This window comes from Prosthecobacter sp. GW821-HT29F12 (assembly GCF_058803405.1).
In genome coordinates this window covers 1619390-1644809 of the sequence record NZ_CM179517.1, presented here as the reverse complement: position 1 = coordinate 1644809, position 25420 = coordinate 1619390, and the positions used below count along the sequence as shown (strand labels likewise).

General features: G+C 59.7%; 26 protein-coding genes. 9 read left to right on the top strand and 17 right to left on the bottom strand.

Annotated elements, in window-relative coordinates; translation table 11 throughout:
- The first annotated feature begins 6 nt into the window (after positions 1-6).
- Positions 7-2178, top strand: a complete 2172-nt coding sequence (gene glgB / locus AC3RLQ_RS06935; RefSeq protein ID WP_493035601.1) for a 1,4-alpha-glucan branching protein GlgB — start codon at positions 7-9, stop codon at positions 2176-2178.
- 63 nt (positions 2179-2241) lie between these two features.
- Positions 2242-2793 (top strand): glutathione peroxidase, encoded by a 552-nt coding sequence (locus AC3RLQ_RS06930; RefSeq protein WP_493035599.1) that lies wholly within the window; start codon positions 2242-2244, stop codon positions 2791-2793.
- A gap of 373 nt (positions 2794-3166) precedes the next feature.
- On the opposite strand, the gene AC3RLQ_RS06925 is transcribed toward AC3RLQ_RS06930, so the two are convergent.
- The 5 genes from AC3RLQ_RS06925 to purH form a co-directional block, all read right to left on the bottom strand.
- Entirely contained in the window at positions 3167-4354 is a 1188-nt protein-coding gene (locus AC3RLQ_RS06925) for a S1C family serine protease (RefSeq protein ID WP_493035597.1), read from the bottom strand.
- A 40-nt stretch (positions 4355-4394) separates the two neighbouring features.
- On the bottom strand, positions 4395-4856 hold the full coding sequence (locus AC3RLQ_RS06920; protein ID WP_493035595.1) for a hypothetical protein: 462 nt from the start codon (positions 4854-4856) through the stop codon (positions 4395-4397).
- Complete coding sequence (locus tag AC3RLQ_RS06915) at positions 4853-5428, bottom strand: RNA polymerase sigma factor (protein WP_422321020.1); 576 nt, start codon at positions 5426-5428, stop codon at positions 4853-4855. Before AC3RLQ_RS06915 ends, AC3RLQ_RS06920 begins: the two co-directional genes overlap by 4 nt.
- A 79-nt stretch (positions 5429-5507) precedes the next feature.
- Entirely contained in the window at positions 5508-6473 is a 966-nt protein-coding gene (gene lgt, locus AC3RLQ_RS06910; protein WP_493035593.1) for a prolipoprotein diacylglyceryl transferase, read from the bottom strand.
- 165 nt (positions 6474-6638) lie between these two features.
- Positions 6639-8177, bottom strand: a complete 1539-nt coding sequence (purH, locus tag AC3RLQ_RS06905; RefSeq protein WP_493035591.1) for a bifunctional phosphoribosylaminoimidazolecarboxamide formyltransferase/IMP cyclohydrolase — start codon at positions 8175-8177, stop codon at positions 6639-6641.
- Between the two features lie 172 nt (positions 8178-8349).
- Between purH and AC3RLQ_RS06900 the strand changes: the two genes are divergently transcribed.
- Both AC3RLQ_RS06900 and AC3RLQ_RS06895 read left to right on the top strand, forming a co-directional pair.
- Complete coding sequence (locus AC3RLQ_RS06900; RefSeq protein ID WP_493035589.1) at positions 8350-8904, top strand: hypothetical protein; 555 nt, start codon at positions 8350-8352, stop codon at positions 8902-8904.
- 15 nt (positions 8905-8919) lie between these two features.
- Positions 8920-9453 carry a metalloprotease family protein gene (locus AC3RLQ_RS06895; protein ID WP_493035587.1) on the top strand — a complete coding sequence of 178 codons (534 nt, stop codon included), beginning with the start codon at positions 8920-8922 and terminating at the stop codon, positions 9451-9453.
- A 111-nt stretch (positions 9454-9564) separates the two neighbouring features.
- Here AC3RLQ_RS06895 and AC3RLQ_RS06890 read toward each other — a convergent pair whose 3' ends face one another.
- Positions 9565-10005: a hypothetical protein gene (locus tag AC3RLQ_RS06890; protein ID WP_493035585.1), complete on the bottom strand. Its 441-nt coding sequence runs from the start codon at positions 10003-10005 to the stop codon at positions 9565-9567.
- A gap of 24 nt (positions 10006-10029) precedes the next feature.
- Positions 10030-10452 (bottom strand): hypothetical protein, encoded by a 423-nt coding sequence (locus AC3RLQ_RS06885; RefSeq protein ID WP_493035583.1) that lies wholly within the window; start codon positions 10450-10452, stop codon positions 10030-10032.
- Positions 10453-10792: 340 nt separating this feature from the next.
- Here AC3RLQ_RS06885 and AC3RLQ_RS06880 point away from each other — a divergent pair, with 340 nt between their 5' ends.
- A complete protein-coding gene (locus tag AC3RLQ_RS06880) occupies positions 10793-11866 on the top strand; it encodes a Gfo/Idh/MocA family protein (protein ID WP_493038831.1) in 1074 nt (357 codons plus the stop codon).
- A gap of 138 nt (positions 11867-12004) precedes the next feature.
- Here the strand turns inward: AC3RLQ_RS06880 and AC3RLQ_RS06875 are convergent, their stop codons facing one another.
- From AC3RLQ_RS06875 to AC3RLQ_RS06845, 7 genes are all read right to left on the bottom strand, one after another.
- Positions 12005-12418, bottom strand: coding sequence for a hypothetical protein (locus AC3RLQ_RS06875; RefSeq protein ID WP_493035581.1), 414 nt, complete (start codon positions 12416-12418; stop codon positions 12005-12007).
- 877 nt (positions 12419-13295) lie between these two features.
- On the bottom strand, positions 13296-14210 hold the full coding sequence (locus AC3RLQ_RS06870; protein WP_493035579.1) for a YegJ family protein: 915 nt from the start codon (positions 14208-14210) through the stop codon (positions 13296-13298).
- Between the two features lie 251 nt (positions 14211-14461).
- Positions 14462-14914 (bottom strand): hypothetical protein, encoded by a 453-nt coding sequence (locus AC3RLQ_RS06865; protein ID WP_493035577.1) that lies wholly within the window; start codon positions 14912-14914, stop codon positions 14462-14464.
- Between the two features lie 826 nt (positions 14915-15740).
- On the bottom strand, positions 15741-16226 hold the full coding sequence (locus AC3RLQ_RS06860; RefSeq protein WP_461527148.1) for an FMN-binding protein: 486 nt from the start codon (positions 16224-16226) through the stop codon (positions 15741-15743).
- A 116-nt stretch (positions 16227-16342) separates the two neighbouring features.
- Complete coding sequence (locus tag AC3RLQ_RS06855; RefSeq protein WP_493035575.1) at positions 16343-16654, bottom strand: hypothetical protein; 312 nt, start codon at positions 16652-16654, stop codon at positions 16343-16345.
- Positions 16655-17277: 623 nt separating this feature from the next.
- Entirely contained in the window at positions 17278-17997 is a 720-nt protein-coding gene (locus tag AC3RLQ_RS06850; RefSeq protein WP_493035573.1) for a hypothetical protein, read from the bottom strand.
- A gap of 155 nt (positions 17998-18152) precedes the next feature.
- On the bottom strand, positions 18153-18506 hold the full coding sequence (locus AC3RLQ_RS06845) for a hypothetical protein (RefSeq protein WP_493035571.1): 354 nt from the start codon (positions 18504-18506) through the stop codon (positions 18153-18155).
- Positions 18507-18673: 167 nt separating this feature from the next.
- On the opposite strand from AC3RLQ_RS06845, the gene AC3RLQ_RS06840 reads away from it, so the two are divergent.
- Positions 18674-20803, top strand: coding sequence for a right-handed parallel beta-helix repeat-containing protein (locus AC3RLQ_RS06840; RefSeq protein WP_493035569.1), 2130 nt, complete (start codon positions 18674-18676; stop codon positions 20801-20803).
- 39 nt (positions 20804-20842) lie between these two features.
- On the opposite strand, the gene AC3RLQ_RS06835 is transcribed toward AC3RLQ_RS06840, so the two are convergent.
- The 3 genes from AC3RLQ_RS06835 to AC3RLQ_RS06825 all read right to left on the bottom strand — a co-directional run bounded on the left by AC3RLQ_RS06835 (position 20843) and on the right by AC3RLQ_RS06825 (position 22684).
- A complete protein-coding gene (locus AC3RLQ_RS06835) occupies positions 20843-21490 on the bottom strand; it encodes a dihydrofolate reductase family protein (RefSeq protein WP_493035567.1) in 648 nt (215 codons plus the stop codon).
- Between the two features lie 34 nt (positions 21491-21524).
- The gene (locus AC3RLQ_RS06830; RefSeq protein ID WP_493035565.1) at positions 21525-21905 is read right to left on the bottom strand and encodes a DUF3997 domain-containing protein; all 381 of its coding nucleotides are present in this window, start codon (positions 21903-21905) and stop codon (positions 21525-21527) included.
- Between the two features lie 125 nt (positions 21906-22030).
- Positions 22031-22684: a DUF3592 domain-containing protein gene (locus AC3RLQ_RS06825; RefSeq protein WP_493035563.1), complete on the bottom strand. Its 654-nt coding sequence runs from the start codon at positions 22682-22684 to the stop codon at positions 22031-22033.
- Positions 22685-23240: 556 nt separating this feature from the next.
- On the opposite strand from AC3RLQ_RS06825, the gene AC3RLQ_RS06820 reads away from it, so the two are divergent.
- From AC3RLQ_RS06820 to AC3RLQ_RS06810, 3 genes are all read left to right on the top strand, one after another.
- Positions 23241-23558, top strand: a complete 318-nt coding sequence (locus AC3RLQ_RS06820) for a hypothetical protein (RefSeq protein WP_493035561.1) — start codon at positions 23241-23243, stop codon at positions 23556-23558.
- Between the two features lie 215 nt (positions 23559-23773).
- Positions 23774-24511 (top strand): hypothetical protein, encoded by a 738-nt coding sequence (locus tag AC3RLQ_RS06815; protein WP_493035559.1) that lies wholly within the window; start codon positions 23774-23776, stop codon positions 24509-24511.
- 170 nt (positions 24512-24681) lie between these two features.
- Entirely contained in the window at positions 24682-24873 is a 192-nt protein-coding gene (locus AC3RLQ_RS06810) for a hypothetical protein (RefSeq protein ID WP_493035557.1), read from the top strand.
- Positions 24874-25420: the final 547 nt, after the last annotated feature.

Below are 25420 nucleotides of genomic sequence, written 5' to 3'. Positions count from 1 at the left end.
CCTTCAATGAGTCCATATTCCAAGAATGCCGAGATCGAAGCCGTGCTGGCTGCACGACATCAAAATGTGTTCGCGTTCCTCGGGGCGCATGAGGCCGGGGCAGGGAAGCAGGTGGTGCGCACCGTGCAGCCTTACGCCAAGGAATTGGCGGTCATTGTGGGCAATGACCGCGTCGTGGCCGAGAAACTGCACAAGGATGGCTATTTCGAAGCCGTCACGCCCAAAGGTCTCTACGAGCTCGAGGTGACCCCGTTTGAAGGTGAGACCACCCGTCTCAGCGATCCCTACTCCTTTGGCCTGCTGCTCGGCGATCAGGACATTTACTTTTTCCGCGAAGGCAGCCATCAGCGCCTGTGGGAGGTGCTGGGCGCAAGACTGAAGACGGTGCATGGCATCGCCGGCTGTCAGTTTGCAGTGTGGGCTCCGAATGCCAAGCGCGTCTCCGTGGTGGGAGACTGGAACCGCTGGGACGGCCGCATGCACGTGATGCGCAACCGCATCGAAGCCGGCATCTGGGAGATCTTCATCCCCGGCATCACCGAGCTGACGCATTACAAGTTTGAGGTGGTGGACGCTCACGGCCACATGTGCCTGAAGAGCGATCCCTACGCCGTCTTTGCCCAGCATGGCACGCTGACCTCCAGCCTCGTCTTCAACATGGAGCGCTACCGCTGGTCCGACAATGAATGGATGCAGAAGCGGGCGAAGTGCGATCTCTACCACGCCCCCATGAGCGCCTACGAGGTCCACCTCGGGTCTTGGAAGCGCAAAGAAAGCGAGGGCAACCGCTGGCTGTCCTACCTTGAACTCGCGGACGATCTCATTCCGTATGTCAAGAATCTTGGCTTCACGCACATCGAGATCATGGGCATCGCCGAGCATCCCTTTGACGGCTCCTGGGGCTACCAGGTCACCGGCTATTTCGCGCCAACCAGCCGCTTTGGAAACCCGGACGAGTTCCGTGAATTCATTGATCGCTGCCATCAGGCTGGCATCGGCGTCATCCTCGACTGGGTTCCCGGACACTTCCCGAAAGACGCCCACGGCCTCGCCAAGTTCGACGGCACCGCCCTCTATGAGCATGCAGACCCACGCCTCGGCGAGCACCAGGACTGGGGCACCCTCATCTTCAATTACGGTCGCCATGAGGTGAAGAACTTCCTCATCTCCAACGCCCTCTACTGGCTGGAGCAGTTCCATATTGACGGCCTGCGCGTAGATGCTGTGGCGTCAATGCTTTACCTTGACTATTCACGTAATGCTGGTGAGTGGATTCCCAATCATCTCGGTGGCCGCGAGAACCTGGAGGCCATCGCCTTCATGCGTGAGCTGAACTCCGTCTGCTACGCCAAGCACCCCGGTGCCACCATCATCGCCGAAGAAAGCACCGCGTGGCCCGGCGTCTCCAAGCCCGTCAGTACCGGCGGTCTCGGTTTCGGCTTCAAATGGAACATGGGCTGGATGAACGACAGCTTGCACTACATGGCGGAAGATCCCGTGCACCGGAAGTATCACCATGGCGAGGCCACCTTCGCCATGATCTACGCCTTCGACGAGAACTTCATCCTCGTGCTCAGCCACGATGAAGTCGTTCACGGCAAAGGCTCCCTCATCAACAAGATGCCCGGCGACCGCTGGCAAAAGTTCGCCAACCTCCGCATGTTCTTCTCCTGGATGTGGACGCACCCCGGCAAAAAACTCCTCTTTATGGGCGGTGAATTCGGCCAGTGGAATGAGTGGCGGCATGACAGCAGCCTCGACTGGCATCTCTTCCTGGGTGAAGAGCACAGCGGGCTGCAAAAGCTCGTCAAAGACCTCAACCACCTCTACACCACCCGTCCTGCACTCCACGCCAAGGATCACGAAGCCGGCGGCTTCCACTGGCTGGACGCCAACGATGCCGACAACAGCATCTTCGCCTACACCCGCTCTTCGTCGGACGGCGACCAAGTGACCGTCCTCGTCAACGCCACACCCGTGACCCGCAAGGATTATCGCGTCGGCGTTGCCGATGCCGGCAGCTACCGCGAACTCCTCAACAGTGACGCCCCGAACTACGCCGGCTCAGGCGTCAGTGCCGGTGCAGGTTTCCAGGCCCAGCCGACTCCGTGGCAGGGCCAGCCTTGGAGCATCGTTGTTGATCTTCCGCCCCTCGCCACGCTGGTGCTGGGGAGGTGATGTTCTTGTCGGAGCTGCGATTGTTGCAAAGAGGAGCGAGGTTTGGCGCGTAGGTGTCGTCCCATGAAATTGCTCACCCTCGCCTCCTCTCTTCTCCTTGCCGTTGCGCTCAGCGCGGCTGACGCTCCCAAGTCTGTTTACGATGTGCCGCTGAAAGACATCGATGGCAAAGACACCTCCTTGAAGGCCTATCAGGGCAAGGTGCTCTTGATTGTGAATGTTGCTTCCAAGTGCGGCAACACGCCGCAGTACAAGCAGCTCGAAGCGCTGAATCAGGAGTTCAAGAAGGATGGTCTGGCCGTGCTCGGTTTTCCTTGCAATGACTTCGGCGGCCAGGAGCCCGGCACCAATGCCGAGATCAAAGAGTTTTGCTCCCTCAAGTACAAGGTGACCTTCCCGATGTTTGACAAGGTGGCCGTGAAAGGCCCCAACAAGAGCGAGCTCTATCAGGTGCTCAGCGGCCCGACCTCTCCCTTCCCGGGCGATGTGAAGTGGAACTTCGGCAAGTTCCTCGTCGGCAAAGACGGCAAGATCCTCAAGCGCTTCGAGCCCAAGGTGCAGCCAGACTCCCCGGAAGTCACTGCCGCGATCAAAGAAGCCCTGGCAGCGAAGTAAAGCGGAGCTGCTCTGTAGTTGCATTCCTCCAAGCGGCGATGACTCAATGAGTTGTCGCCGCTTTTTATGTGATGAATCGAACAGGAAGATATCGCCGCATGCTGGGGCCAGGACATGGGCGCTGGGGGCGAGGGCTCTTGGAAAGAGGGCATGCGATGAGACCGCAGCCCAGGATGGGACGAAGTCTTCCAAGGACGCGCACAGCGCATCCCTACCATCCAGCTTAGCGCGTGCCGCACGGCTGGTAGGGAACCGCTGTGCGGGTCCGAATTTTCGGGTCTGCGGCATCGCGGGCGCTCAAAAAGGTGCGCCGTCCTTGGAACTTGGAAGGCAGCAGATACATGGCGTTTGCCACACTCCCCAACCCCAGCCCCTAAGCCGAAGTCGTCTGCGCTTTGACCGGTGGCAAAGCCGGCGCGTTGCCACTCCCAGCAGGTGCAGGATTGCCCGGTGCATTCATGCCCGGACGGGGATGAATCTCGATGCGGACGCCGCCGTTCGCGCCATCCATCATGCGCAGTTTGTCGCGAAACTCCTGCGGCACGGCCTCGCGTTCTTGGTCATTGTTGATGGGCCAGCTCTGTTCCTGCCCGTTGTTCGGACGGGCGATGAAGGTCTTTTTGCCGTCTTCGTTCTTGAGGGTGTACTCACCGGTATCGTCACGCCGGGTCACATTGGCGTTGGATTGGGACTGGGAGAAATGGAAGCGCTGCAGGTCGGTTCCCGGTGGAATGGAGAGGCCGGTTTGTGGCTGATGGCCCTTGCGGTGGTGTCCGCCACTTTCAGGCTGCTGACCGCGGCCGGGGAGTTGGAGCATGGGTGCCTGAGGCACGGGGCCTTTGCTGCCGCCCTTCGACCACTCCTGAATGCGCTCCTGATATTCGCGCAGCTCCTTCTGAAAATTCCGCAGGCGCTCGAACTGCTCATGCAGCGCATTGTTCTGATTCTGGAAGCCATGCTCACGCTGCTCACCACCGTGAAATATGTCGCCATTGAAAGGATGCATGCCATTCGGCGACACCCCTCCCATATGATGCTGATGGTGCTCATGGGCCGCGACCATGTGCTCGCCCAGCGTGACTGATACTGCAGTTTCCTTGCCACCGGTGATGACCTTGAGCTGCACCACATCGCCCTTCTTTTTCGCCCGCACCAGCGCCATGAACTGCTCCATGTTCACGAGCTGCTGATCCTCAAACTTCACCAGCACATCGTACACTTTCAGTCCGGCGGTCTTGGCGGGAGAGTCCGGCAGCACTTCATCCACCAGCAGGCCAAAGCCTTCCGGCAGGGAGAACTGCGCCCGCAGCTCCGGCGGCACCTCACGGGTGAGCACACCGATGTAGGCCACCGGTTTCTGCTCCGGAGGCTGGGCATTTGCGTGTGAATGCCGATGGCCCGGCTGTGGTGGCGGGAGTGGGTTGTCGGTTTTCACCCCGCTGCTAGCACCGGCACCTTCAGCAGGGGCCGTTTTGGGAGCTTCCGTTTTAGGCTCCACCTGCTGGGCACACAGCGGTGCAGCGCCGAGACAGGCGATGAGGAATGTGTGGGGGAGTTTCATGGTTGGGAAGGGCTGAGCTAAAGACTGGTTGGAGCCTTGCTTATCTAAAGGAGACAGGCTGCAGGAGCTGCTGCTTGCTGGAGATGTCCACGGTCATCTGTGAGCTGTAGCGGGGATCCACCCACGTCCCGAGCTCGCGGGACACGACGAGAGCGAGCTTGTCGTCATTGAGGCTGCGGCCACGGTGAATGCTGTTGCCATGCTCGTCATCCCATTCACGAATGGTGGCGGGCGCAGCGGCCAGCGAAGCTACACCGCCCTGAGTGCGCTGCGTTGGCAGGTAGCTCATCACGGCAAAGGCTGCGGCGGCACCCATCGCGGCCCAGCCGGCCGACATGAGCCAGCGCGGCTGACGATGCGGTTTCCGGCGGCTGGTGCTGAGCCAGCTCATGTCCAGTTTCAGTTCATCATCCACCCGCTGCATCAGGGCAGGGGAGGCTGCTGCTGGCGCGAGACCGCGCAGCAGATTTTCGAGTTCTTGTTCGTTGATTTCGTTGTTCATGACATGGCCTCCGTGGTGGGTGAAAAGGGTAGGATGTTGATGGCGGGAGAGGGGGATTCACCGAGAAGATCGGCACGCAGGTGCCCCAGCTTCTTGTGCAGGGCCTGCAGCGCGTAGCGGTAACGACCGGCGATGGTGTTGATCGAGCTGCCGGTCATGGCGGCGATTTCGTTGAAGGTGAGATCGCCCCAGAGCTTCAGCGTGATGACTTCGCGCTGATCTTCGGGCAGGGTCTGCAGCGCCTTGTCCACGATGGCGGCGGTCTCTTTCTGTTCGGGTTTGGGATCAAAGGCAGGCGCGTTTTCCCCTGCCACAGCGATCTCAGACTTCGCCTCCCGGTTCACCCGGCGGTGGTCGGAGCGGCGCTGATCCAGGGCGATGGTGCGGACGGCGGCGTAGAGCAGGGGGATGTGGCTGGAGTCTCCCTCTGGAAAACGCCGCCACCAGCGCACAAAGGCCTGCTGCACAACGTCTTCGGCATCGGCTTTGGAGTCGACCAGTTGGCGCGCATATAGCACCAGCTGCGGAGCTAGGTGATCAAACGTTTGTTTCCAATCGAAGGCGGATTCCATGCGGGAAGGTACATGTTCAACACATATACGTCCACCCTAACGCCACAAGGCCCGGCTTTTGTATAGCCTTGCTGAAAAATCAAGCCTTGGCCTCATCAGGCCCGGGCGGGCTCTTGCCCCACTTCAGCCCGTAGCCGATGAAAAGACCGCCGACGATGAACATGAAGGTGGAGAAAAACTGCCCCTTGGTCAGGCCCAGGATCATCGCTGATCCGCTGTCCGGCTGGCGTACATACTCCAGTGCGATACGGGCGATGGCGTAGAGGATGAAGAACAGGCCGGCGATGATGCCCTGGCGCAACCGTGGGAAGCGCAGGCGGATGAAGATCAGGATGGCGCTGAGCAGCAGGCCCTCGCCGAACGCCTCATAAAGCTGGGAAGGGTGGCGCGGGTGCAGGATCTGCTCCAGCTCGGCAAGGCCGCCGCGACGCTTCTCAAAGTAGGCGATGATGTCTGGGCTGTGCTGCAGGCCGTTCACATAAATCTCGTGCATCAGGGCCGGATCCCCCCCTTGTTTTACGAAGTCCTCGTGCAGCAGCTCCGTCGGAAACTTCACCGCCCACGGCACCGTGGTCACGTGGCCAAAGAGCTCGCCATTGATGAAGTTCGCGATGCGGCCCAGAAAGATGCCCAGCGGCGCACCGCACACGATGGAGTCGCCGATGCCTGCCCAGGAGATTTTGTGCTTCCATGCATACCAGCCGCAGAACAGCGTCGTGCCCGCGATTCCCCCATGGCTGGCCATGCCGCCCTGGTTCAGCAGGAAGAACGTCCACGGCGCATGGATGAACTCGTCAAAATTGTACAGCAACATGTAGCCCAGCCGCCCGCCCAGCACGAGGCCGAAGAGCGACACCAGCGTGATGAAGTCCGCCACCGCCTCGGGCTTGATCTCAGACAGCCCCCGTTTCGCCAGAAAATACATCACCCGGTAGGTGAGGTAGAACCCCAGCACATACGCGAGGCCATACCAATGAACGGCGATCTTGTCCGTGAACTTGATCACAAACGGGCTGAGGTCGTGCAAGTAGTATGCGAATATCATGGGTCGTAGGCATGGACGGGAGCAGCGTCCGCACAAGGAACAAAATACAGCAGGCTGCTCTCCTACCTGCTGGGGCAGTTCCTCTCAATTTAATATAGCTTAACTATTTAAAGTGGTTAAATAGTTAAGCCTGAGTGGAATGGCCACCTTTTACACGCGCCAATCCTAGTGCAGGAAGTGGCGCACGCCGGTGAAGCACATGGCCATTTTGTGCTCATCGGCAGCCGCAATGACCTCGGCATCCTTCACGGAACCGCCGGGTTGGATGGCGGCCGTGGCTCCGGCTTCGGCAGCGGCGATCAGGCCGTCAGGGAAGGGGAACATGGCGTCTGAGGCGACGATGCAGCCCTTGAGTGAAAGTCCGGCTTCCTTGGCCTTCCAGATCGCGATGCGGCAGGAGTCCACGCGGCTCATCTGACCGGCGCCGATGGCCAGTGTGCGGTCACTGGTGGCGAAGACGATGGCGTTGGACTTCACGTGCTTCACCACGCGCCAGCCGAAGCGCATGGCTTCGAGCTCGTCGCGGGTCGGCGGACGGATGGTTTTCACTTTGGATTCCAGATCGTCCAGGCCCAGGGCGCGGGAGTCGCTGTCCATCACCATCACGCCGCCAGGGGCGGAGCGGATCACGGGCTCGGTGAGGGCTTCGGCCACGCCGGGCAGCATCTGGATCAGGCGCAGGTTCTTTTTCTTCTGCAGCAGCGCGCGTGCGTCCGCATCGAAATCCGGCGCGATGATCACATCGGTAAAAATCTCCGAGATGATGCGGGCCAGGCCCAGCGTCATGCTGCGGTTCACCACGATGACGCCGCCAAACGGAGCCTGCTTGTCCGTTTCAAAAGCCTTCTGCCAGGCCTCGCGCAGGTCTTCATCCGCACAGCCCACGCCGCAGGGATTGGTGTGCTTGAGGATGGCCACGGTGGGGCGGCGGAATTCCAGGGCGATCTCGGCCGCGGCGTGGATGTCCAGCACGTTCGTGTAGCTGAGGTCCTTGCCGTGCAGCTTCACGAAGTAGTCGCCGAAGTTGCCGTAGAGGGAGGTCTTCTGATGCGGGTTGTCGCCGTAGCGCAGTTCGGCGTAGAGAGGCAGGCTGAGGTTGAAAGTCTTCTGCGTCGTCTGCTCCTTGTTCAGGTAGGCGGCGATGGCGGTGTCGTAGGCGCCGGTGCGCTGAAACACCTTGCAGGCCAGGCGCTCGCGGGTGCCCAGGGTGGTGTCTCCGGCGTGCTCCTTCATCTCTTCCAGCACGACGCTGTAATCGGCGGGATCTGTGATCACGGTCACCCAGCGGTGATTCTTCGCCGCGCTACGCAGCATGGATGGGCCGCCGATGTCGATGTTTTCGATGGCTTCTTCCAGCGTCACGTCCTTCTTGGCGATGGTCTGCTCAAAGGGGTAGAGATTCACCACCACGAGGTCGATGCACGGGATGTCGTGCTTTTGGGCGTTCTTCTTGTCCTCTTCATTGTCACGGCGCTGCAGCAGGCCGCCGTGGACCTTCGGGTGCAGCGTCTTCACGCGACCGTCAAACATCTCCGGAAAGCCGGTGTGGTCGGACACATCCGTGACCGTCAGGCCGCCATCCTTCAGGTGCTTGGACGTGCCCCCGGTGGAAAGCAGCTCCACCCCGAGCGCCGCCAGTCCTTTGGCGAAGTCGAGGAGGCCGGTTTTATCAGAAACAGAAAGCAGGGCGCGGGCGATGGGCATGTGTGTCTTGGGAGGAAGTTCGGGGGCGCGGACTAAAGGGAGAATTATGGGGGTGCCAAGCGCATTTCACGAGCCAATTTTGTGCCTTGCGAAGGGAGGAATTTCTTGAGGGTGATATTTGCTTGTCAATACATCCCGGCTGCTGAAATGGTTTAAGCCATTGCTTTAACCCATGAGCCTGCCGCCACCGCCGCACCCTTCGTCCGAACCCACAGACGAGGTCTCGCCAAAGGCCTGCGTGAACTGCGGCTCCATCCGCCTGAGCACCCAGACCAAGCTGCCGGTGTGCGAGCCCTGCCGTGTGGAGCTGATCAAGTTTCCGTTCCCATTCTGGGTCAAACTGGCCTCCGCGACAGTGGCCGTTTTGCTGTTGAGCTCGCTGGCTCTTTCTCGCGAGCGCTTTCATGTCGCCCTTCACCTTGCCACCACCAAAAAAATGGTGAAGCAGGAACGCTGGGAGGAAGCCTATGAAAACTATCGCGGCCTCATAGCCACCCACTCCGACACTGAAACCCTGCTGGACTACGCCGAAGCAGCCTTCAGCAGCGGGCATAAACGCGAGGCCGCGCAGGCTCTGGACACCCTGGCTGGAAGGGTGGCAGGCAAAGACGAGGAGCGCCGCTACAACACCCTGATTTACAAGTTCCAGTTGGAGCAGCAGCAGAAGCGCCAGCCGGTCATGCCGCTGGCTCCTGTCAATGTCTCGCCGATCCGGCTTAACCCTTGAGTCGTCCTTGCCGTCATGTTCTTCATTCCTGCCCCCGTCATTTCGTTCCTCACATTCCCCGGCGTCATCGTGCATGAGGCGGCGCATCAGCTCATGTGCCGGGTGACGAAAACCCCGGTGCTCAAGGTCTGCTACTTTCAGCTGGGGAATCCCGCAGGCTATGTCATGCACGATGCGCCCTCCTCCGGCTGGAAGCACTTCCTCATCTCCGTGGCACCGTTTTTGATCAACTCCATCCTCGGGATCCTGATCTGTCTGCCGGTGGCGCTGGCGACGGCCGCCAAGACCGCTGTGGGACCGGTGGACGTTTTGCTCGGCTGGGTGGGGATTTCCGTGGCCATGCATGCCTTTCCCAGCACCGGAGATGCCTCCAGCCTTTGGCGCGCCTTGAAGGCAGACAACACCTCATGGCTGCTGCGCATCATCGGGTTTCCCGTCGTCGGAGTGATCTATATCGGCGCCGCGCTCTCCATGGTCTGGTTTGACGCCATCTACGCCGCCATGATCTGCTTTGGTGCTCCGGTGGTCTTCTTGGAGATGATCGCATAGCAAGCCACGAGCAGCTCACTCATTCTAGACCTCTGACATTGGCGTCATATCAGCGTCTAATCAGCGGTTAAAATCCGCCCTTTCACCCACCGCATTCAATACGTCGCGCCTTCAAGGCCCCGCCTTCGGCACAAACGGCGGGTAAAACTTCCGCGCTCCGAACTCCACGTAGCGGTTCTCGCCGCTCTTTAAATAGACGGGCAGGGGACCCTTCTCTCCAGCCCCCTCCGGCTGGTAAATGAAGTGCCGCCCCGTCGCATCCAGCCCCAGCTTCATCATTGTCGCGTCATCCATTTCCACCGCCTCCTCCACCCGGCGAAACAGCCCTTCGTCCTGCCCGGCAAAGCGCAAGTTCGGCTCGTAGCGATCGTCCTTGCCCAGCGCGGTGTTGTAGTACCGCGTGTCTCCCAGCGCCGTGGGGTATTCCGTCCACTCGTAATCGGCCGGACGCAGGTGGATGCGCCACGAAAGAATCACCAGCGAGGTGAGCAGCACCGCCCAGCCCAGCAGCAGCCGGCCGGGGGTGTCGCGAATCTCATTGTTGGCAGCCATGGGGACGGCTATCCTGAAGCACGTCTAGCCCGCCTGGGCAAGTTTGCGCGTGGTGACAAACACCACCAGCGTCACCACGATGCACTGCAGGATGCCAAAGACCGCCCACTTCAGGCAGATCATGGCGGGAATGGGCATCACGGCATAAAAGATCGGGGCATACGATGTGGCAATCAGGCCGATGAAAAAGCCGAAGCGCGTCGCGGACCTGAACGTGGTGGTGTTCGGCGCGCAGCGGTTGATCCAGATCACCGTCAGGCCTGCGGCCGCCATGAACTGCCCCACCATGAGCCATTTGATGAAGTGCGGCATGGACGCCCGCGAGCGCCACAGGCTGCCCGAGGCGACGTAATCCGCCTTCATCGCCAGCTCATGGATTATCATGTCGGTGATCCAGATCGCGGCAAAGGTGGTCAGCAGGATGACAATGGTGCGCTTGGGATTCATGCGGGCAGGGGTGGGTTGGTGGTTGGACCGTCAATTAACGGGCAGAGAATACCAAGCCGCCGCGGCCATGGCCATTCTCGAATCAGAACATTGTCATTATCCATCGCACCTCGGCTTCGATGCGGCCCTATGCGCAAACCATGGCGCATGCTCCAGCCAGGCTGCCCAGGGCACGGGTGAACCACGGATTTCACGACCAGCACGTAGGAGAACAAGGGGCTTCCGGCCTCAGTTCAATCCGTGAAAATCCGAGTGATCCGTGGTTGTTCAGCCGCTTCATCTGGCCGTCTCAAAAATGAAGGTTGTCATCCCCGCGCCCTTCGGCTTCGATGCAGCCCCTATGAGCAAAAAATGGCGCATCGCCGGCATCAATTTCGATCACTTCCACATGGGCGACCTCCTGCGCCAGACCTCCGAGCATCCGAACGCGGAGATCGTGGGCATCTGCGATGAGCAGCCCGCACGCCTCGTGGACGCCCAGCGCAATTTCAGCCTCACCGACGCCCAGGTCTTCACCGACTATCGCGCCTGCATGGAGCAGACCAAGCCCGACATCGTCATCCTCTGTCCCGCCGCGTCCAATCACGGCGACTGGGTCTCCAAGATCGCCCCCTTTGGCACCCACATCATCATGGAGAAACCCTTCGCCGGATCGCTGGCCGAGGCCGATGCCATGATCGCCGCCATGCAGCCCCATCGAAAACTCCTCACCGTCAACTGGCCGCTCGTCTGGGATGCCGGCCAGCAGACCGCCCACCGCCTCATTCAGGAAGGCCTCATCGGCGAAGTCCGCGAATTCCACCACCACGGCGGCAATCGCGGCCCGCTCTACCACGGCGCCGACAAGATCGAAAAAGAACCCAGCGCCGCCGAAAAAGCCGCCAGCTGGTTTTACAGCAAGGGGCAGGGCGGGGGCTCCTTGCTCGACTACATGGGCTACGGCACCACCCTCGGCACCTGGCACCTCGGCGGCCGGGCCCCGCTGGAAGTCACCGGCGTCTGGGACGAACCCGCCGGGCTGGAGGTGGACGAGCACGCCGTCGCCATCATCCGCTACAGCTTCGGCCTCAGCAAAAGCGAAACCCGCTGGGGCACCTTCACCGATCCCTGGACCCACCAGCCCCAGCCCAAGTGCGGCTTCGTCCTCAAAGGCACCGATGGCACGATTTCGTGCTACGACTACGAACCCACCGTCCGCGTCCAAACCCGCGCCCGCCCGGAAGGCTACGAGATCCCGGTCGACCCCGTCCTCGCCCCAAACCGCAATCCCGTCGAGCACGTCATCCACCACCTCGAAACCGGCGCACCCCTCATCGGCCCGCTCCGCCTCGACATCTCCCGCATCGGCCAGCAGATCGTCGATACCGCATTCCAGAGCGCCCAGGAGAAACGGACGTTGAAGCTGGTGGGGTAGGCTGTCGTTCGGGGAGGCTTCTTGACTGGCACAGGCCAGTTTCAGAAGCCTCCAAACGACCTGGTTATTAACTACCAACAATCAATGTAATGTAAAGTATTGACCGCTGACGGCCGGGCTTGCTTCATTAGCTTGGCACTAGATCTTGGGGTATCCCGCTGGCTCGCCTGTCTCGGGCCAGATCTGCAGGATGACCTCTCCGCATCGGCGACGTTCAGGACAATCCGACGTGAGCAACCTAGACACGTAACTTTGGAACGACTCGACAGGCTCACCGCGGATCAACAAGTGCGAGATGATCAGATGGGAAATGTAATGCTCGTTTTCGAGGCGAGACCTCAAGGTGGCGACATCGCACTGATTGAAGTCGCGCTTCAGCAAACCCGTGGTAATCGCTAATGGAAGCCGTCCCGCCATCCCTCCGACGTAGAATCCGACCACAGCCCCCACGGTGCCACCAATCCAGCCAAACCAATGATGACCGGCGGCGATGCCGACAGACACGCCGAGGAACGTCCCCATCCACTGGAGCAAATGAAAGAGGGTTATCATCGCAATGCTGGAGGTAATTTAACGAGAAATAACCTGCCCAGCAAGAATGGAACTCGGTGTCGGCGGTCTTTTGCTGGTGTCGCTTTCGGCTTTTCAGCCCGAAAAATGCAGAAAGAAAATGCCAGACATTTATTTAGGCCGTGACCCCGTGAACCTGAACCTGAAATGAACCTGCGAGTCGGCAGGCCACCGTCAGGTAAACCTACGACGGACGCATGGCTTGGACCGATGGCCCCTGCTCTACCTCGAATCCTCCTTCTCGGCTCCCCCGCCAAGGCGGACGCCGGGACGCTGGCTGGAAAAGTTGCCGAGTTGCCACGCCTAGAGGTGGAAACTCGGCAACTTTTGGGCTCCGGCCAGCCGGGGAAAATGCCGGGCATTGTGCAGGTCGTTGGGCCTGTGATTAAAGGCGTGGGTCGGCATGGTGCTTGAAGTTTGGGTCACTCCCATGCGAGAAATCGACGTGGTTCCACGCGGAATCGTGAGGTTTGAGTTTCATGTCTGCTGGCCACCAAAAGTCTTCCCGCAGCGTGCCATCAGGTTCATAGCCGCGCTGTCTCACACGTCCGTCCCAAAAGAAGAAGTAGATCGCACAGGGGTGCTTGCCCTCCCAAAGGTGTTGATCGTAGGGGCACTCGCCGAACTGTTGGACCTCGACCCCGGCAAGGCTCGGGTCGCCTCGAAACGGGTTCTCCCAGTGTCCGACTGAAAAATCGTGGATGGGTTGAGCCTTCGGCGTTTTTGCGGTCTTCTCTGAGTGATGACTACACGCAGCTAGGCTCACAAAACAGACTGCTGAAAACAAAGCTTTCACAGGGGGGGAATGCCATTCATGCCAGGCATTTGGTACGCGAGCCTCCTGCCTGCATTCGTTTTGTTAGTCCAGTGGTGCAAGGTGAGCGGCATACTTGATCGCTTCCTCTCGGGGCATCTTTGGCAAAAGGACGCGGAGCGTGTAATTTCCATGCATGAGACCGTCTTTCAGATGCATCCAGTCAGTCACAGACTCGATGGGTGCCTCATAAACTTGTCCTTCAGTGATGCCGCTGACAAGCTGCGGCTGAGCTTCTATCGTTCCGACAAATGTCCCGTTGTTGTATTTTGTGTCAGAGAGCCAAAAATGTTCATTGTTCTTTCCATCTGACACACGAACCTTGACGGTAAATGCCTGCAACTCGCCAGCAATGAACCGTTCAATGGCAGCGGGCAAGCTTGCACGGGCGCTCTCAATCGCATGTTCCATTTCTTCATCTTCGGAGCGCACGGTCACAATGCTCGAGTCACGGACCGCAGCGTTCATCACCCATTCGATGAACAGGTGCAAGTCAGGTTCGGGGCCAGGTCCATGACTCAAAAATGAATCGTCCGACAACTCTTCGATCTCGGTTCCGGCCTCGGTCGCCGTAGCAACGAAATAGCGGTAAGGAGCTGCATCCAAAGCCGCCTGATCCCATTGGCCGTTCTCTGTGGGTCCAATGACCGCCGCAGCATAGTATGGCTCACCCTTGCAGTTGGGAGTTGGAAGGGTTACTACAATCACCACTTGTTCGCCTTCCCGGAAGACGTTCACCTCCATTCCAGCGGGCTCAATCATCTGACTCTTGGCGAGATTGGACTGTCCAAATTTGACCCATCCACGGGAAAGCACGCCTACAGCGTCGGGAGAGGCCATCGCGTTGACAAACCCAGACCGCATTTCACGGATCGAGAATGGCAGGTATGTCTTGGCAAAGTGAACCTTCAGCGGATGAGGTTCCGGCAGGACATTTTTCTTTTTGAAGAAACTGAACATGGTTTGGTGAAACTTTGGGAGGCTGGCTTTCTGGACTAACAAGGAGGATCAAGGACAAAATCGGTGGGATCGTCCCAACGCCTTTATAGCAAACGGTTTTGTTGTCATATGCGCAAAGTTAACAAATTTGGAGGTGGCATTTGATGCCTTAACAGTTCCAGAGCAGGCGACGGCGAGCGGAAAACGCCGATGACACGGCAGATGCCATCCGAGCCTCCCGCCTGCATCCGTTTTGTTCGGCGTTTTGGTGTTCACTGTGGTGGCGTTTTGGAAAAACGATAGCCAGCCCACTTTTCCAGTTGATCATCGAGTGTGCGGTTGCCCTTCAACTTGACGAATTCCTTCCGAGTCACCACGTCGTGCGAGTCGAACGCCAGAAACAGGGCTCGCCATCGGGTCAGTTCCCAGACGTCGCCAGCTGCATTCATCCTGTCCATTAAGAAAAAGAAGCCGTAACCTCCTGGCATCTCCCATCCGTAACCCATCGCGGCAATGAGGAGGGATTCGCGGCAGTGTTTCGTGCCGAGCCTGCGGATGACCTCGGCACGAGTCGTCCTTCCCGGCACGATAAACTCTGCGTCGCTCTTGGTGATCTGTTTTCCACTAACTGGCACTTTCGAGAAAGAAGGCACGTAGCCAACGCACCCGCTTAGCAAGAGGCTTGCTGTGGCAACGCTGATCGAAAGGAAGGTCCGGAGCTTCATGGTCTAGGGAATTGGAGAACGCCTGACTTCTCGGATCAGGCGACGGCGAGCAGGACGCGTCGATGACACGACAGATGTGATACGAGCCTCCTGTCTGCATCCGTTTTGTTCGCCCTTGTTGTTTTTAGGCGGCATACACTGTGCCCTCCATTGATGGGTCGGCGAAGGCGTCTGCGTTGCTCACATGTCCGTCAAACTGTCCAGCCTTGCTGATCAAGTTCCCATATGTGGATGGTGAACAGATGTGTTGGGCTTGTCCCAACCGCTTTATGGCTGGCGGATTTGTTGCCATAGTGGGCAAAGCTAACAAATGTGCCGGCTTGTGTGCAAGAGGCTTGTGATTTCGTGTCGCGGACAGTGGCGGGCATCCTTGTGCAAGTCCCCTTCCCAGTTCCCCGGCCAAGGCCGCCGGGACGCTGGCTGGAAAAGTTTCCATGCTTCCACCTCTAGGGCTGGAAACTTTTTCCCCTCCATCCAGCCCGGAGGATCAAGAGTATCCTCGTCTGCCAGTATCACCCATTGGGCTCTGGTTTGGTATCACGATACCGATTTTGATACCACGGTGATACTTGATACCATTTCATCACATACGGTGGCTGGAGGGAGGTCCCCTGCCCTTTGCGTTGCTTTGGCGTTACATTTTTTGGAGTGCGGTTGCGGAGTGAGGCACGAACGAAGCTACCGCTTTCGCTGGCCGGACGGCGGGCTGAGGCGGGAGAACGTTCTTCACCCCGCGAAAGCGGTGGCTCCGATGCATGCTTGCGCCGTGCATCTGCGCGACCGCACTCCCTATCGGAGGGCTTGCCAAGATGGAAGGAGTCTTGGATTACTTGAGCTGCTTGCGAACGGACTCGCTGAAGGCCTCCCCGAGAACGGTGCTGCCACTCACCACCTGCACATGGTAGCCGTGATACTTTTTCCCGGACTCCTCGACGAGCTTGTAACTCCGCCGGCCGGAGCGCTCGCTGTGCGTGCGGACGTACTCAAACACCACCTTGGGGGTCTCCACGTCCAGGTACCGGCCGTTGGAGTCCACGGTGATGGTCATATCACCGGATTTCTCCACGGTGACGCTGTCCGCACCGCGCCGGAGGTTGGCGGCGTACAGAGCCCATTTCAGCGTCACTCCTTCGAGCTTGGTGGGAGAGGTGTTGGTGATGCGTACTCGGAGCCAATTGGCGGTGGCGTATTCCTCTTTGACGATGTCGGCTGATTTTTTTTGGACCTCGGGTTTGACGGCGACGGTGACGGAACCGGCCGAGGCTGCAGTGGCCAACAGAAGACTGCAAAGAATGGCAAGACGGGTGTTCATGGAATTGGTGTGTGTGGAGTGATGACCTCACTGGGCTGACTGGCACGGCGGCATGGAGTGACGAGGTCGGATCGGACCCAGCCGCGATGAAATGGAGACGGAAGCAGACCGTCTCTTCAGCAGCGCTCCTGGCACAGCCAGCGGTGCAGGCGTATTCCTGCGGGGACTTTCCAGTTTTCAGCCCCTTGGAGCGGCGCCACCACGTCGGCATGCGCCAGCCGGATCATCTCATGCCAGCCCGGCATGGCGGGCATGTCGCAGGCCGAGAGAGAATCCTCATCCGCCAGGCCCAGCTTCAGTTCACCTTCAGTTTCATCGTCATCCAAGACGCAGACCAAGTGCGAAGCGTCCTTCACCCCTGTGGCAGCGCACCAGCAGCACTGCTCCATGCCCAGCGTGAGCAGGATTACGAGGTTCGTGATTAACAAGCACCAGCGCATGGAATGGGCGGATGCCTCAGTAAACGAAACGATATCGTGCTGGCTATCACAGGGCTTTAAAGTTTCTACGGGGGCTGGAAACGACCTTCCAGGGAGCCGTCGGTGGTTGCGGTGGAGGAGTCAGTCCTGCCTCCTGTCTGCCCCGCAGGGTCATAGGGTCAAACCGGGGTCAAAATGGATTTTGACCCTCAGGGTCACAGGTTCACAGGGTCACGACCTATATATAGGTCGTGACCCTGTGAACCTGAACCTGACCCATGGGTGAACCTGAAATGAACCTGTGAACCTGAACCGCCTCGCAGAAATGAAAGCTTGGTCGGCTATGGAAGCTGTCATTGATCCCGCCGGGGGAGCATGGCTGGAAGGGCTGGCGCTGTGAGGGCCATGGTGCCAAAAGGCTATGTTTGGCACCTTGGCACCAAACCCTACCTCTCCGAAGGGTTTTGACGGCCCGCAGGGTCATGGGGTCAAAAGGCGTTTTGACGCAATGACCCTGAACTTGTCTCTGAAATGATCGCGGGTAAGCCAATGCGTCTGCAGCACATGCACTCGCCGAATGGCATTCAGGGAAAGGAAAGGCCACCTCTTTTCATCCGGGCGCACCACGGGGTTTACTTGGCTGGGGGTGCCGGCGGGAGGAGGTTTGTCGGCAGTGGCATTGCGGCGCGGATCTCCTCGGCTATCGGGGCGACTGGGGCTGCGGCGACGCGTGGCAAATCGAGGCTGATCGGCGTGAAGCTGCGTTTCGTGCCCTGAGGGATGACCTTGGGTGTCTGCGGGCCTGCCTGGGGGATGACGGTGGGCGCCTGCGGCACACCCGCATGCCTCGAGAGCAGATGCGGCTCCGTCTGGACGAGCGGTGCTTGCAGCACCGTGCCATCCGGCGCGCGATCCAGCACAAAACCACTGAAGTCCAAAGGCAGCGGCACGAGCTGGCCCTCCGCCGTCAGCACCTGCCCCTCCGGCACCAGCGCCGCATTCACACGCTGCATGCGGCCATGGCGGATCAGGTAAGCCTGGCCTAGCACGGCGAAGAGGCCCTCGCGCAGCGTCGTGGTGGTCGCATTGGCAAAGTCAGACGGCAGCGCCACGAGCCGCCCTTCTGCGGTCAGCACCTGCCCCTTTGGCACCAAGGTGACATCCACCAGCGCCGCACGGCTGTGGCGAATAAGATAGGTTTGACCGCGATGGAACACGATGCCGTCGTGCACCGTGGTCGTCTCCCTCGCCTTGGGCTGGTATTCCAAGGCGCGTGGGATGCCGCTCTGGGCGGCGGCAGGGCCGTAGCAGACCAGCACCGCAGCAAGGAGGATCAATGGATGAGGTTTCATAAGTCGGGATCGATGAGCAGATGCGCACTGCACTCAGTCCCAGACTAACCAGCCACGGTCTCTCTCACCATGGGGTGACCACCCCAACCCCATGCCGCCGGGGTTTCCCAAGCATGCAGGTCTCCCAGTCAGGTGAATCGCGTTGGAGCTCGCGCTTACGCCTCCGGCAAACGCAGCTTGGTGGCGGGGCCGGTGACCTCGAAATGAAAATGGGGGTCTTCGCAGTCGGAGTGGATCTCCGTGACGCGGATGGGCAGGAGATGAGGCACTTCCAGTGAAAGGTAGAGGGCGGTGGCGGCCAGCGTTTCCAGAGAGGCGGAGTCGTCGGGCTCAAACAAACCTTGGGTCACCTGATCCAGAGAGGGCTCGCAGAGGATTTCTCCGCTGGCCGGCGGAAGGTCGCCGCTGCACCACAGGGTGGCCCGTGCGCAGCGTTTCTCCAGAGGGTCGCCTTTAAGTTTCGCCACAAACTGGAGACTCATTTCCCGCCGCGTTGCTTCGTCGCTCATGGGGACACATCAAGGCATGAGGTAGGTCCACCATGCAAGGGGTTTTGTGCCCGACTCGCCTGCCCTTCCCCCTGCGGGTTGGTGGTCTGCACTGGCTGCCGCCCAAAAGCGCAGGCGCGGGCAGTTTCGGCCACAAAAGGCCGAGGAGAGTTCGTATGACTCCACCCATGAAATTCCCCGCAGTGCTCCAGGTTTCCCGTCGGTCATTTCCCCTCAGGGCGGCCATCCTTGCGGTGGCGCTGGCGTGGGCCACGCCGGGCTCTGCCCTGACCCTTTATGTGGGGCCGGATGGCAATGATGCGTGGTCCGGCACTCTGGACGCACCCAATGCGGCGAAGACGGACGGCTGCTTTGCCACGCTGGGCCGGGCACGCAATGAGATCCGCAAGCTCAGGAAAACCCAGGGCCTGCCGGCGGGCGGCATCGTGGTGGAGATTCGCGGCGGGGTGTATCCTCTGACGGCCAACTTGCTGCTGGAGCCGGAGGATTCCGGCGCGGAGGGCGCGCCCATCGTGTGGCAGGCACGGGCGGGCGAGGTGGTGCGGATCACGGGCGGAGTGGAGATCCAAGACTTCAAGCCGGTGACGGATCCCGCGGCGCTGAAACGCATCGACGAGGCGGCGCGGCCGCAGGTGCTGCAGGCAGACTTGAACGCCCTGGGCGTCAAAAAACTGGGCTCGGCGGTGGGGCCGGATGATGAGAACCATGACCGCCTGGAGCTGTTCTTTCAGGACAAGGTCATGACGCTGGCGCGCTGGCCCAATGAGGGCCCAACACGGATCAAAGACGTGGACGATGACAAGGCGGAGACGGCACCCGGAGGCCTGAGGGTCAGCAAGGCGGGGCGCATCGTCTATGAGGGCGACCGCCCCAGCCGGTGGGTCCACGAAAAAGACGCCTGGCTCCACGGCTCGTGGTACTGGGAGTGGAACGATGCGCGCCAGCCCATCGAGTCAATCGATGAGAACCGCCACGTCATCACACTGGCGCCGCCCTACCCGGCCAAAGGTTACCGGCAGGGGCAGCATTACTATGCCTTCAATCTGCTGCCGGAGCTGGACAGCCCCGGCGAGTGGTACCATGACCGCGATACCGGCATCCTCTACTTCTGGCCGCCCGCGCCCCTCAGCCAGGGCCAGGCGGTGGTGTCCATCGCGCCCACCCTGCTCTTCATGCACGACCTCGCGCACGTGAACTTTCGCGGCCTCATCTTTGAAGCCTCTCAAGGCACGGCCATCCTGCTCAAGAACGTGGAGCACGTCCAGATCATCGGCTGCACGGTCCGCAATGCGGGCCGCTGGGCCATCGATGTGCGGGGCCAGAACTGCAGGATCGCCGGATGCGATCTCTCAGAGCTGGGCTACGGCGGCATCCACCTCACCGGAGGAGACCGCAAGACGCTGACGCCGGGAAACTTGGTGATCGACAACAATCACATCCACCACTTCTCACGCTGGAAGCGCATGACCAAACCGGCGCTGAAGATCAACGGCGTGGGGAATGTGGCCAGCCACAACCTGATCGACAACGCCCCGCATCAGGCCCTGTGGTGGACCGGCAACGACCACCGCATCGAGTTCAACGAAATCCACAGCGTGTGCTACGAGGCCAATGACGGCGGCGCGGTCTATGCGGGAGAAGACTGGACGGAGCGCGGCACCGTGATCCGCCACAACTACCTCCACCACCTCAGCGGCCTGGATGGGCGCGGCTGTCTCGGGGTCTATCTCGATGACATGAACAGCGGCACGGAGATCACCGGCAACGTTTTCTACAAGATCGAAAACTCCGCCAAAGCGATGAAAGCGGCGGTGTCCACCTGTGGGCGGGACTGCACCATCACCAACAACGTTTTCGTGGACTGCCAGCCTGCGGTGGAAGTGGCCACACGCGGCCCGGTGTGGTTTGACCGCCTGAAGGCCAAGCTGGACCAGATGCCGTATAAGAGCGAGTTGTGGGCCGGCAGATACCCCCGGCTGGTCACTCTTCTCGATGACGAGCCGATGCTGCCGAAAGGCCACCTCATCGCGCGGAACATCTGCGTGGGCGGCGTGTGGAGCAGCCTGGCCAACGTGGCCAAACCGCTGGTGACCTTCCAGGACAATCTGCTCGATGCGGACCCCCGCTTTGTGAATGCCGCGCAGGGAGACTTTCGGCTCAAGGAGGATTCCCCGGCCTGGAAGCTCGGCTTCAAGCCCATCCCGCTGGAGAAAATAGGCCCCTACCCCAGCCCCGAACGCGCCTCCTGGCCCCTGAGCCACACCGTGCGCCCTGCGGTAGTGTCAGGTGGAAAATAAGGGTGCATTCACGTCCTGTGACCGAATAGGATTCACCCATTACGTGCGGCTCAGCACAACATGCGTGGCCCGCTCCGATCCCACATGCTGGGTGCAGGTGTATCCCAAGTCTGGCAGGTGGAGGCCCTCGAACAAGCGCTCTCCTGTGCCGAGGAGGACGGGAGAGATGGCGAGGTGGAGTTCGTCGATCAGGCGGGCCTGCAGGTATTGCCGGATGGTGGAGGCACCGCCGCCGATGCGGACGTCCTGGCCGTTGGCGGCGTCTCGGGCGCGTTCCAGCGCGACGTGGATGCCCTCGGTGATAAAATGAAAGGTGGTGCCGCCTTCCATGACGAGGGGCGCACGCGGGTGATGGGTGAGCACGAAAACGGGCTTGTGATACACCGGATTGTCGCCCCACCAGCCGCGCCAGCTTTCATCCGGCCAGGGGCCGCGCACGGGTCCAAACATGTTCCGGCCCATGATCCAGGCGCCCACGTTGTGGAAACCGCGTTGAGCAAAGTCGTCATCGATCCCGGTCTCTCCGCCCTCCTTGCCGAAGAGCTGCGTCTGAAACGTGCGTGTCGGGAAGGCCCAGCCATGCAGGGTCGTGCCGCCGATGCCCAGCGGATTCTCCAGACTCTGGTCCGGGCCGGCTGCGTAGCCATCAATGGAAAGGGTGAAGCTCTCGACGCGGAGTTTGCTCATGGGGTGGATTGGGTGGGCGCTTGCGACGTTCGGTTCATTGCAGTTCGTCGAAAACTTTGGTGAATGGCGGCAACGAAAGCGAGGTGCTCAAGGCGTCAAACTGTTCTTTGGTGAGCGGTCCTCGCACAGTCTTGTCTCGCGCAACAATGAAGTAATTGGTGACTGAACGATCGAACTTCCTTCCGCCTTCGGTTGATGGATGCTGCTTGAGAACGATGTGCTTCTCGTCGTCTCCGACAGCGAAGATTGTCGATTCGACGAGGAACATCGACGAAGGCTCGTGCAATAGGGTCATCTGAGACAGGGTGTCGATAGCGATGAGACGAAAATCGCCGCTCTTCCAGTGGGTGTCGTACGACCACTCGGAACACGCTGCGAGAACAATCAGCAAAAGCGTGGTTAAAAGGATACGCATGGCATGTCGCCTGAAAGGTGGATGGTGAACTGATTTGCCGGGTTTGTCCCGACGCCATTAGGGCTGCCGGATATGATTCCCTGTTATCCCAACCTAACCAAGCTGACGGCTTGGGCGCAAGAGGCTCATGATTTCAAAAAGAGGTCCCCTGGTGGTACCCGGGAGTAACGCAGCCGGCTGTAAAGTCCGGCCACGACGCTGAGTACCAGTCCGGCACCGAGCAGGGCCAAAGTCCGCTGGGGCTCAAGGGTCGGCGGGAGCAGGAAGATGATCACGAAGCCAAGCAGGCACATCCCACGGGTCAGCCCATACAGCACATGGCTTTTGGGCCTGCGGTCCTCGGAGTCAAAAACATAGCTGCCGAGCCACATCCCCCACACAGCCAGGCTGAAACCCACACTCCACTTTGGCCACCCATATTCAAGCAGGGCAAAATCGGGATGATGCGAGTCATAGCGAACGCTGACCTGACTGCCTGGGCGCAGGGACTTGGCAAGGCCTCCGGCACCGGACTCGTAAGCCTTGTTGCTGATCCAGCCTGCCCGCACCCGGTCGCTCTCGTAGCTGCGTCCAGCCACCGTGTAGCGGTAACGGATGTGGGAGCGCGTATTGCCACGATGACTCTGCGAATCGGAGGAGATGACCCTGCCCTCCGTGGCCGCATCGGCCCGCCACAGATGCCATGAGGACACAAAGAACTCCAAGGGCATCATGAAGAGCAGCGCCAGCAACAAGGGCACAAAAATGAGTGCTGCGGCTATTCCGAGGAGGTATCGCATGGAGAGGCTGTGGCTGCGGCGAACAGATGGTGGGTGAACCGATATGGCGAGGGCATGTCCCTGCGCTTTTCGGGCGGACGGATTTCTTGCTCTAAAGCGCCAAGCTAACCCAAACGCCAGTTCGTGAGCAAGAGGCGTGTGATTCCAAAAAGAGGCCTTCTTTCTCTGCTTCGGTACTCATGGCTTCAACGAGAGCAAGCGTCGCGGAGCGTCTTGGACTGCGTGCGGCAAGCCTGGGCGCGACGCCGCTTTCGCCGACTGGACGGTGCTCTGAGGCCGTAGAACACCCCTCATCCGCTCCAAAGCGGTGTCGCCGAGGCAAGGTGCGGCCTTGCCTCTCTGCCACCGCAGTCCACGACGCTGCCCGTTCTTATCTGTACTGGCTTGTTGCGGGGATGTCCACGCACCCAGCGGAGGCCGTGGGCTGGAAGGGACAGGCCAGAGGCGGGTCACATGTGACTAAAAAATACATTTAAAACCCCAGGTGCTGGTGAAAATCCTGCTATGCTTGAGGCTTGAATTATGCGCCCTTTTCTTACCGAACCCTGAGCTACTCATGAGCGACTCAGTCCTGACCAAAAAACTGCGTGAATCACTGCGCAAAGCCGGACATTTTGTCTCCAGAGCCATTTTGATCACTTCTCACAAGGTGGAAGGAACCGTGATTTTTGATCCGAAGGGAGAAGCGCCGGTGATTTGCGGAGATTTTATTCCCTCCCAAACGAAGATTTCGATCTCCGAAAACGAACGCTGTCAGCTGCTTCTGGAGAAGTCGAACGTGGTCCTGAACGTGCGGGTGTCCCCCGGTCTGTCCAAGGCCCTCGGTGAAGAACATTATCGGTTCGAAGTCGTGGTCTGGGAAGCCATGCAGTGAAGTCTTTTTCCAAACCAGGCCTCCGGGATAAAAACTGCCAGTGTGCCTGATGCGGGGCCTCAGCTCACCACTTCTGCGGAACTCTTGTGTGAAACCCTCACCCTTTTTCCACTCCTCAATCAAGAGGTTGACTATGCCAGGGGGCTGGGGTGAATATGCGGGGCATGAGGTGCTTTACTTTTGCCTTAATACTGCTGCTTACCACCGCAGTGTGCATGACTCCTGTCCTGGCGCAGGTGATCGTGGTACTGCCCCCGGCCTGGGCTTATCAGATCGATGTGGGCATGCGGTTGTCTGAACTCCGGACTGTTTCTGGCAAGCACTATACCCGGGTGAGGGTGGAGGCTCTCGATACGCAGCGCATTCAGTTCACCCATTCCCAGGGCCGGGCCATCGAATGGCTGGTCAGTATCATCGATCCGAATACCTATGGCAACCCTGCCGCAGGTCAGAACGGTGGCGGCGGACGCAGACCCGTGGCGGTGCCTGGTTGCCTGGCGGCGATGATGACAGACCAGCAGCGTGCTGAAACCGGGGTGGACAAGCTGGTAGAGAGCGAGCAACTGACCCTCAAAAACTGGCTGGGCCAAGGCACGGCCTCGTTTCCGATGGCGAACAACGGGACGCATAAGCTGGACCGGCACGAAAAGGCGACCCTGATGAGATGGTTGAACCAGAAACGAGTCGAGACGAATCCGGGGCAATCCCCGCCAGTGCCGATTCGTCTGCCGGTCAACAGCTCGATCGCCGGCCAGGAATTCACCGGCTTTGAGCAGGGGCGGGTGTTCAAACTCAACAATGGTCAGTTATGGCAGCAGACCGACACCACGACCCGGCAGTATTCCCGGCAGTTTGGCGGTGCGCCGATCCGCGTGCACATCCGCGCCGCTGGCTTGCATTACCTGATGAACATTGAGGGTGCCGGAGAGATCATGGTGAAGCCATACTGGTAAGCCACGCCGGGGGAGAGTGTTTGGCCGGTGTGAGTCGGGCATGAGGCATTGTTTAAACGAACAGTTATCAATGCGGAGCCTCTCGGTTTTCGTTCAATCCTTTCGTAAGTTTTCGCCCGCTATCCTGCATCCCATGCTTCGATTTCACGGGTGTTAGGAGATAAAAGACCATGAAAAACTTCAAAGTAATCCTCAATATCGGAGGCGCCTCCTTCATCCCCGCGGACCGCTGGGAGAAGGAGGGGGAATGGTTCAAGTTCTACCGGGAAGATTCCTTGGTGGCCGAATTCGCCGCCCCTTGGGTGGTCAGGATCGATGAACGTGACTTCCCGAATGGAACCAAAGACACCGACGCCCAGTAGCAATACCTCCACCACGGACATGGGCCTTTCTGGCGAATTCCATGATCCGACACATGCCCCCATCCCCATGGGGACCCGCCAAAGGAACGCCGCAGAGCAGGCAACGCAAGCAGCCCTCTGCGGCGTTTCCTTTTCCTGCAAGGAGGGGGATAAGCTTAGCCTCCAGAGCGGGCGTTCATCGATCCCGGGAGGAAGGTGGGTTTGAAGCTGCCTGCCCCGCCTTTTCAGAGATCAACCTAGCCCTCACTTATCATTTTCCGAGCCTTTTCGAATACATGATTAAGATGTGTTAAATAATTTTAAATCATTAAAGATGAGTCGATTATATGGATTAAAAGACCCGTTGTGAGTGCCTTGCTCCAATGTTCCACAGCCGAGGAGTCGGTATGAAGGCCGCCTTTTTCAGAAGCTGGAGGCGGGACGCCTCAGGCCAATGTCAGGCCAGAAGGCTAATCTCCACTTCGTCCCGGAGGATAGCCGTCCTGGCTTTCTCTGGCGGAGGGGCCTCTGGCCGTCTGGTCTGAGGCAAAGCGCTGCTCAGGCATGG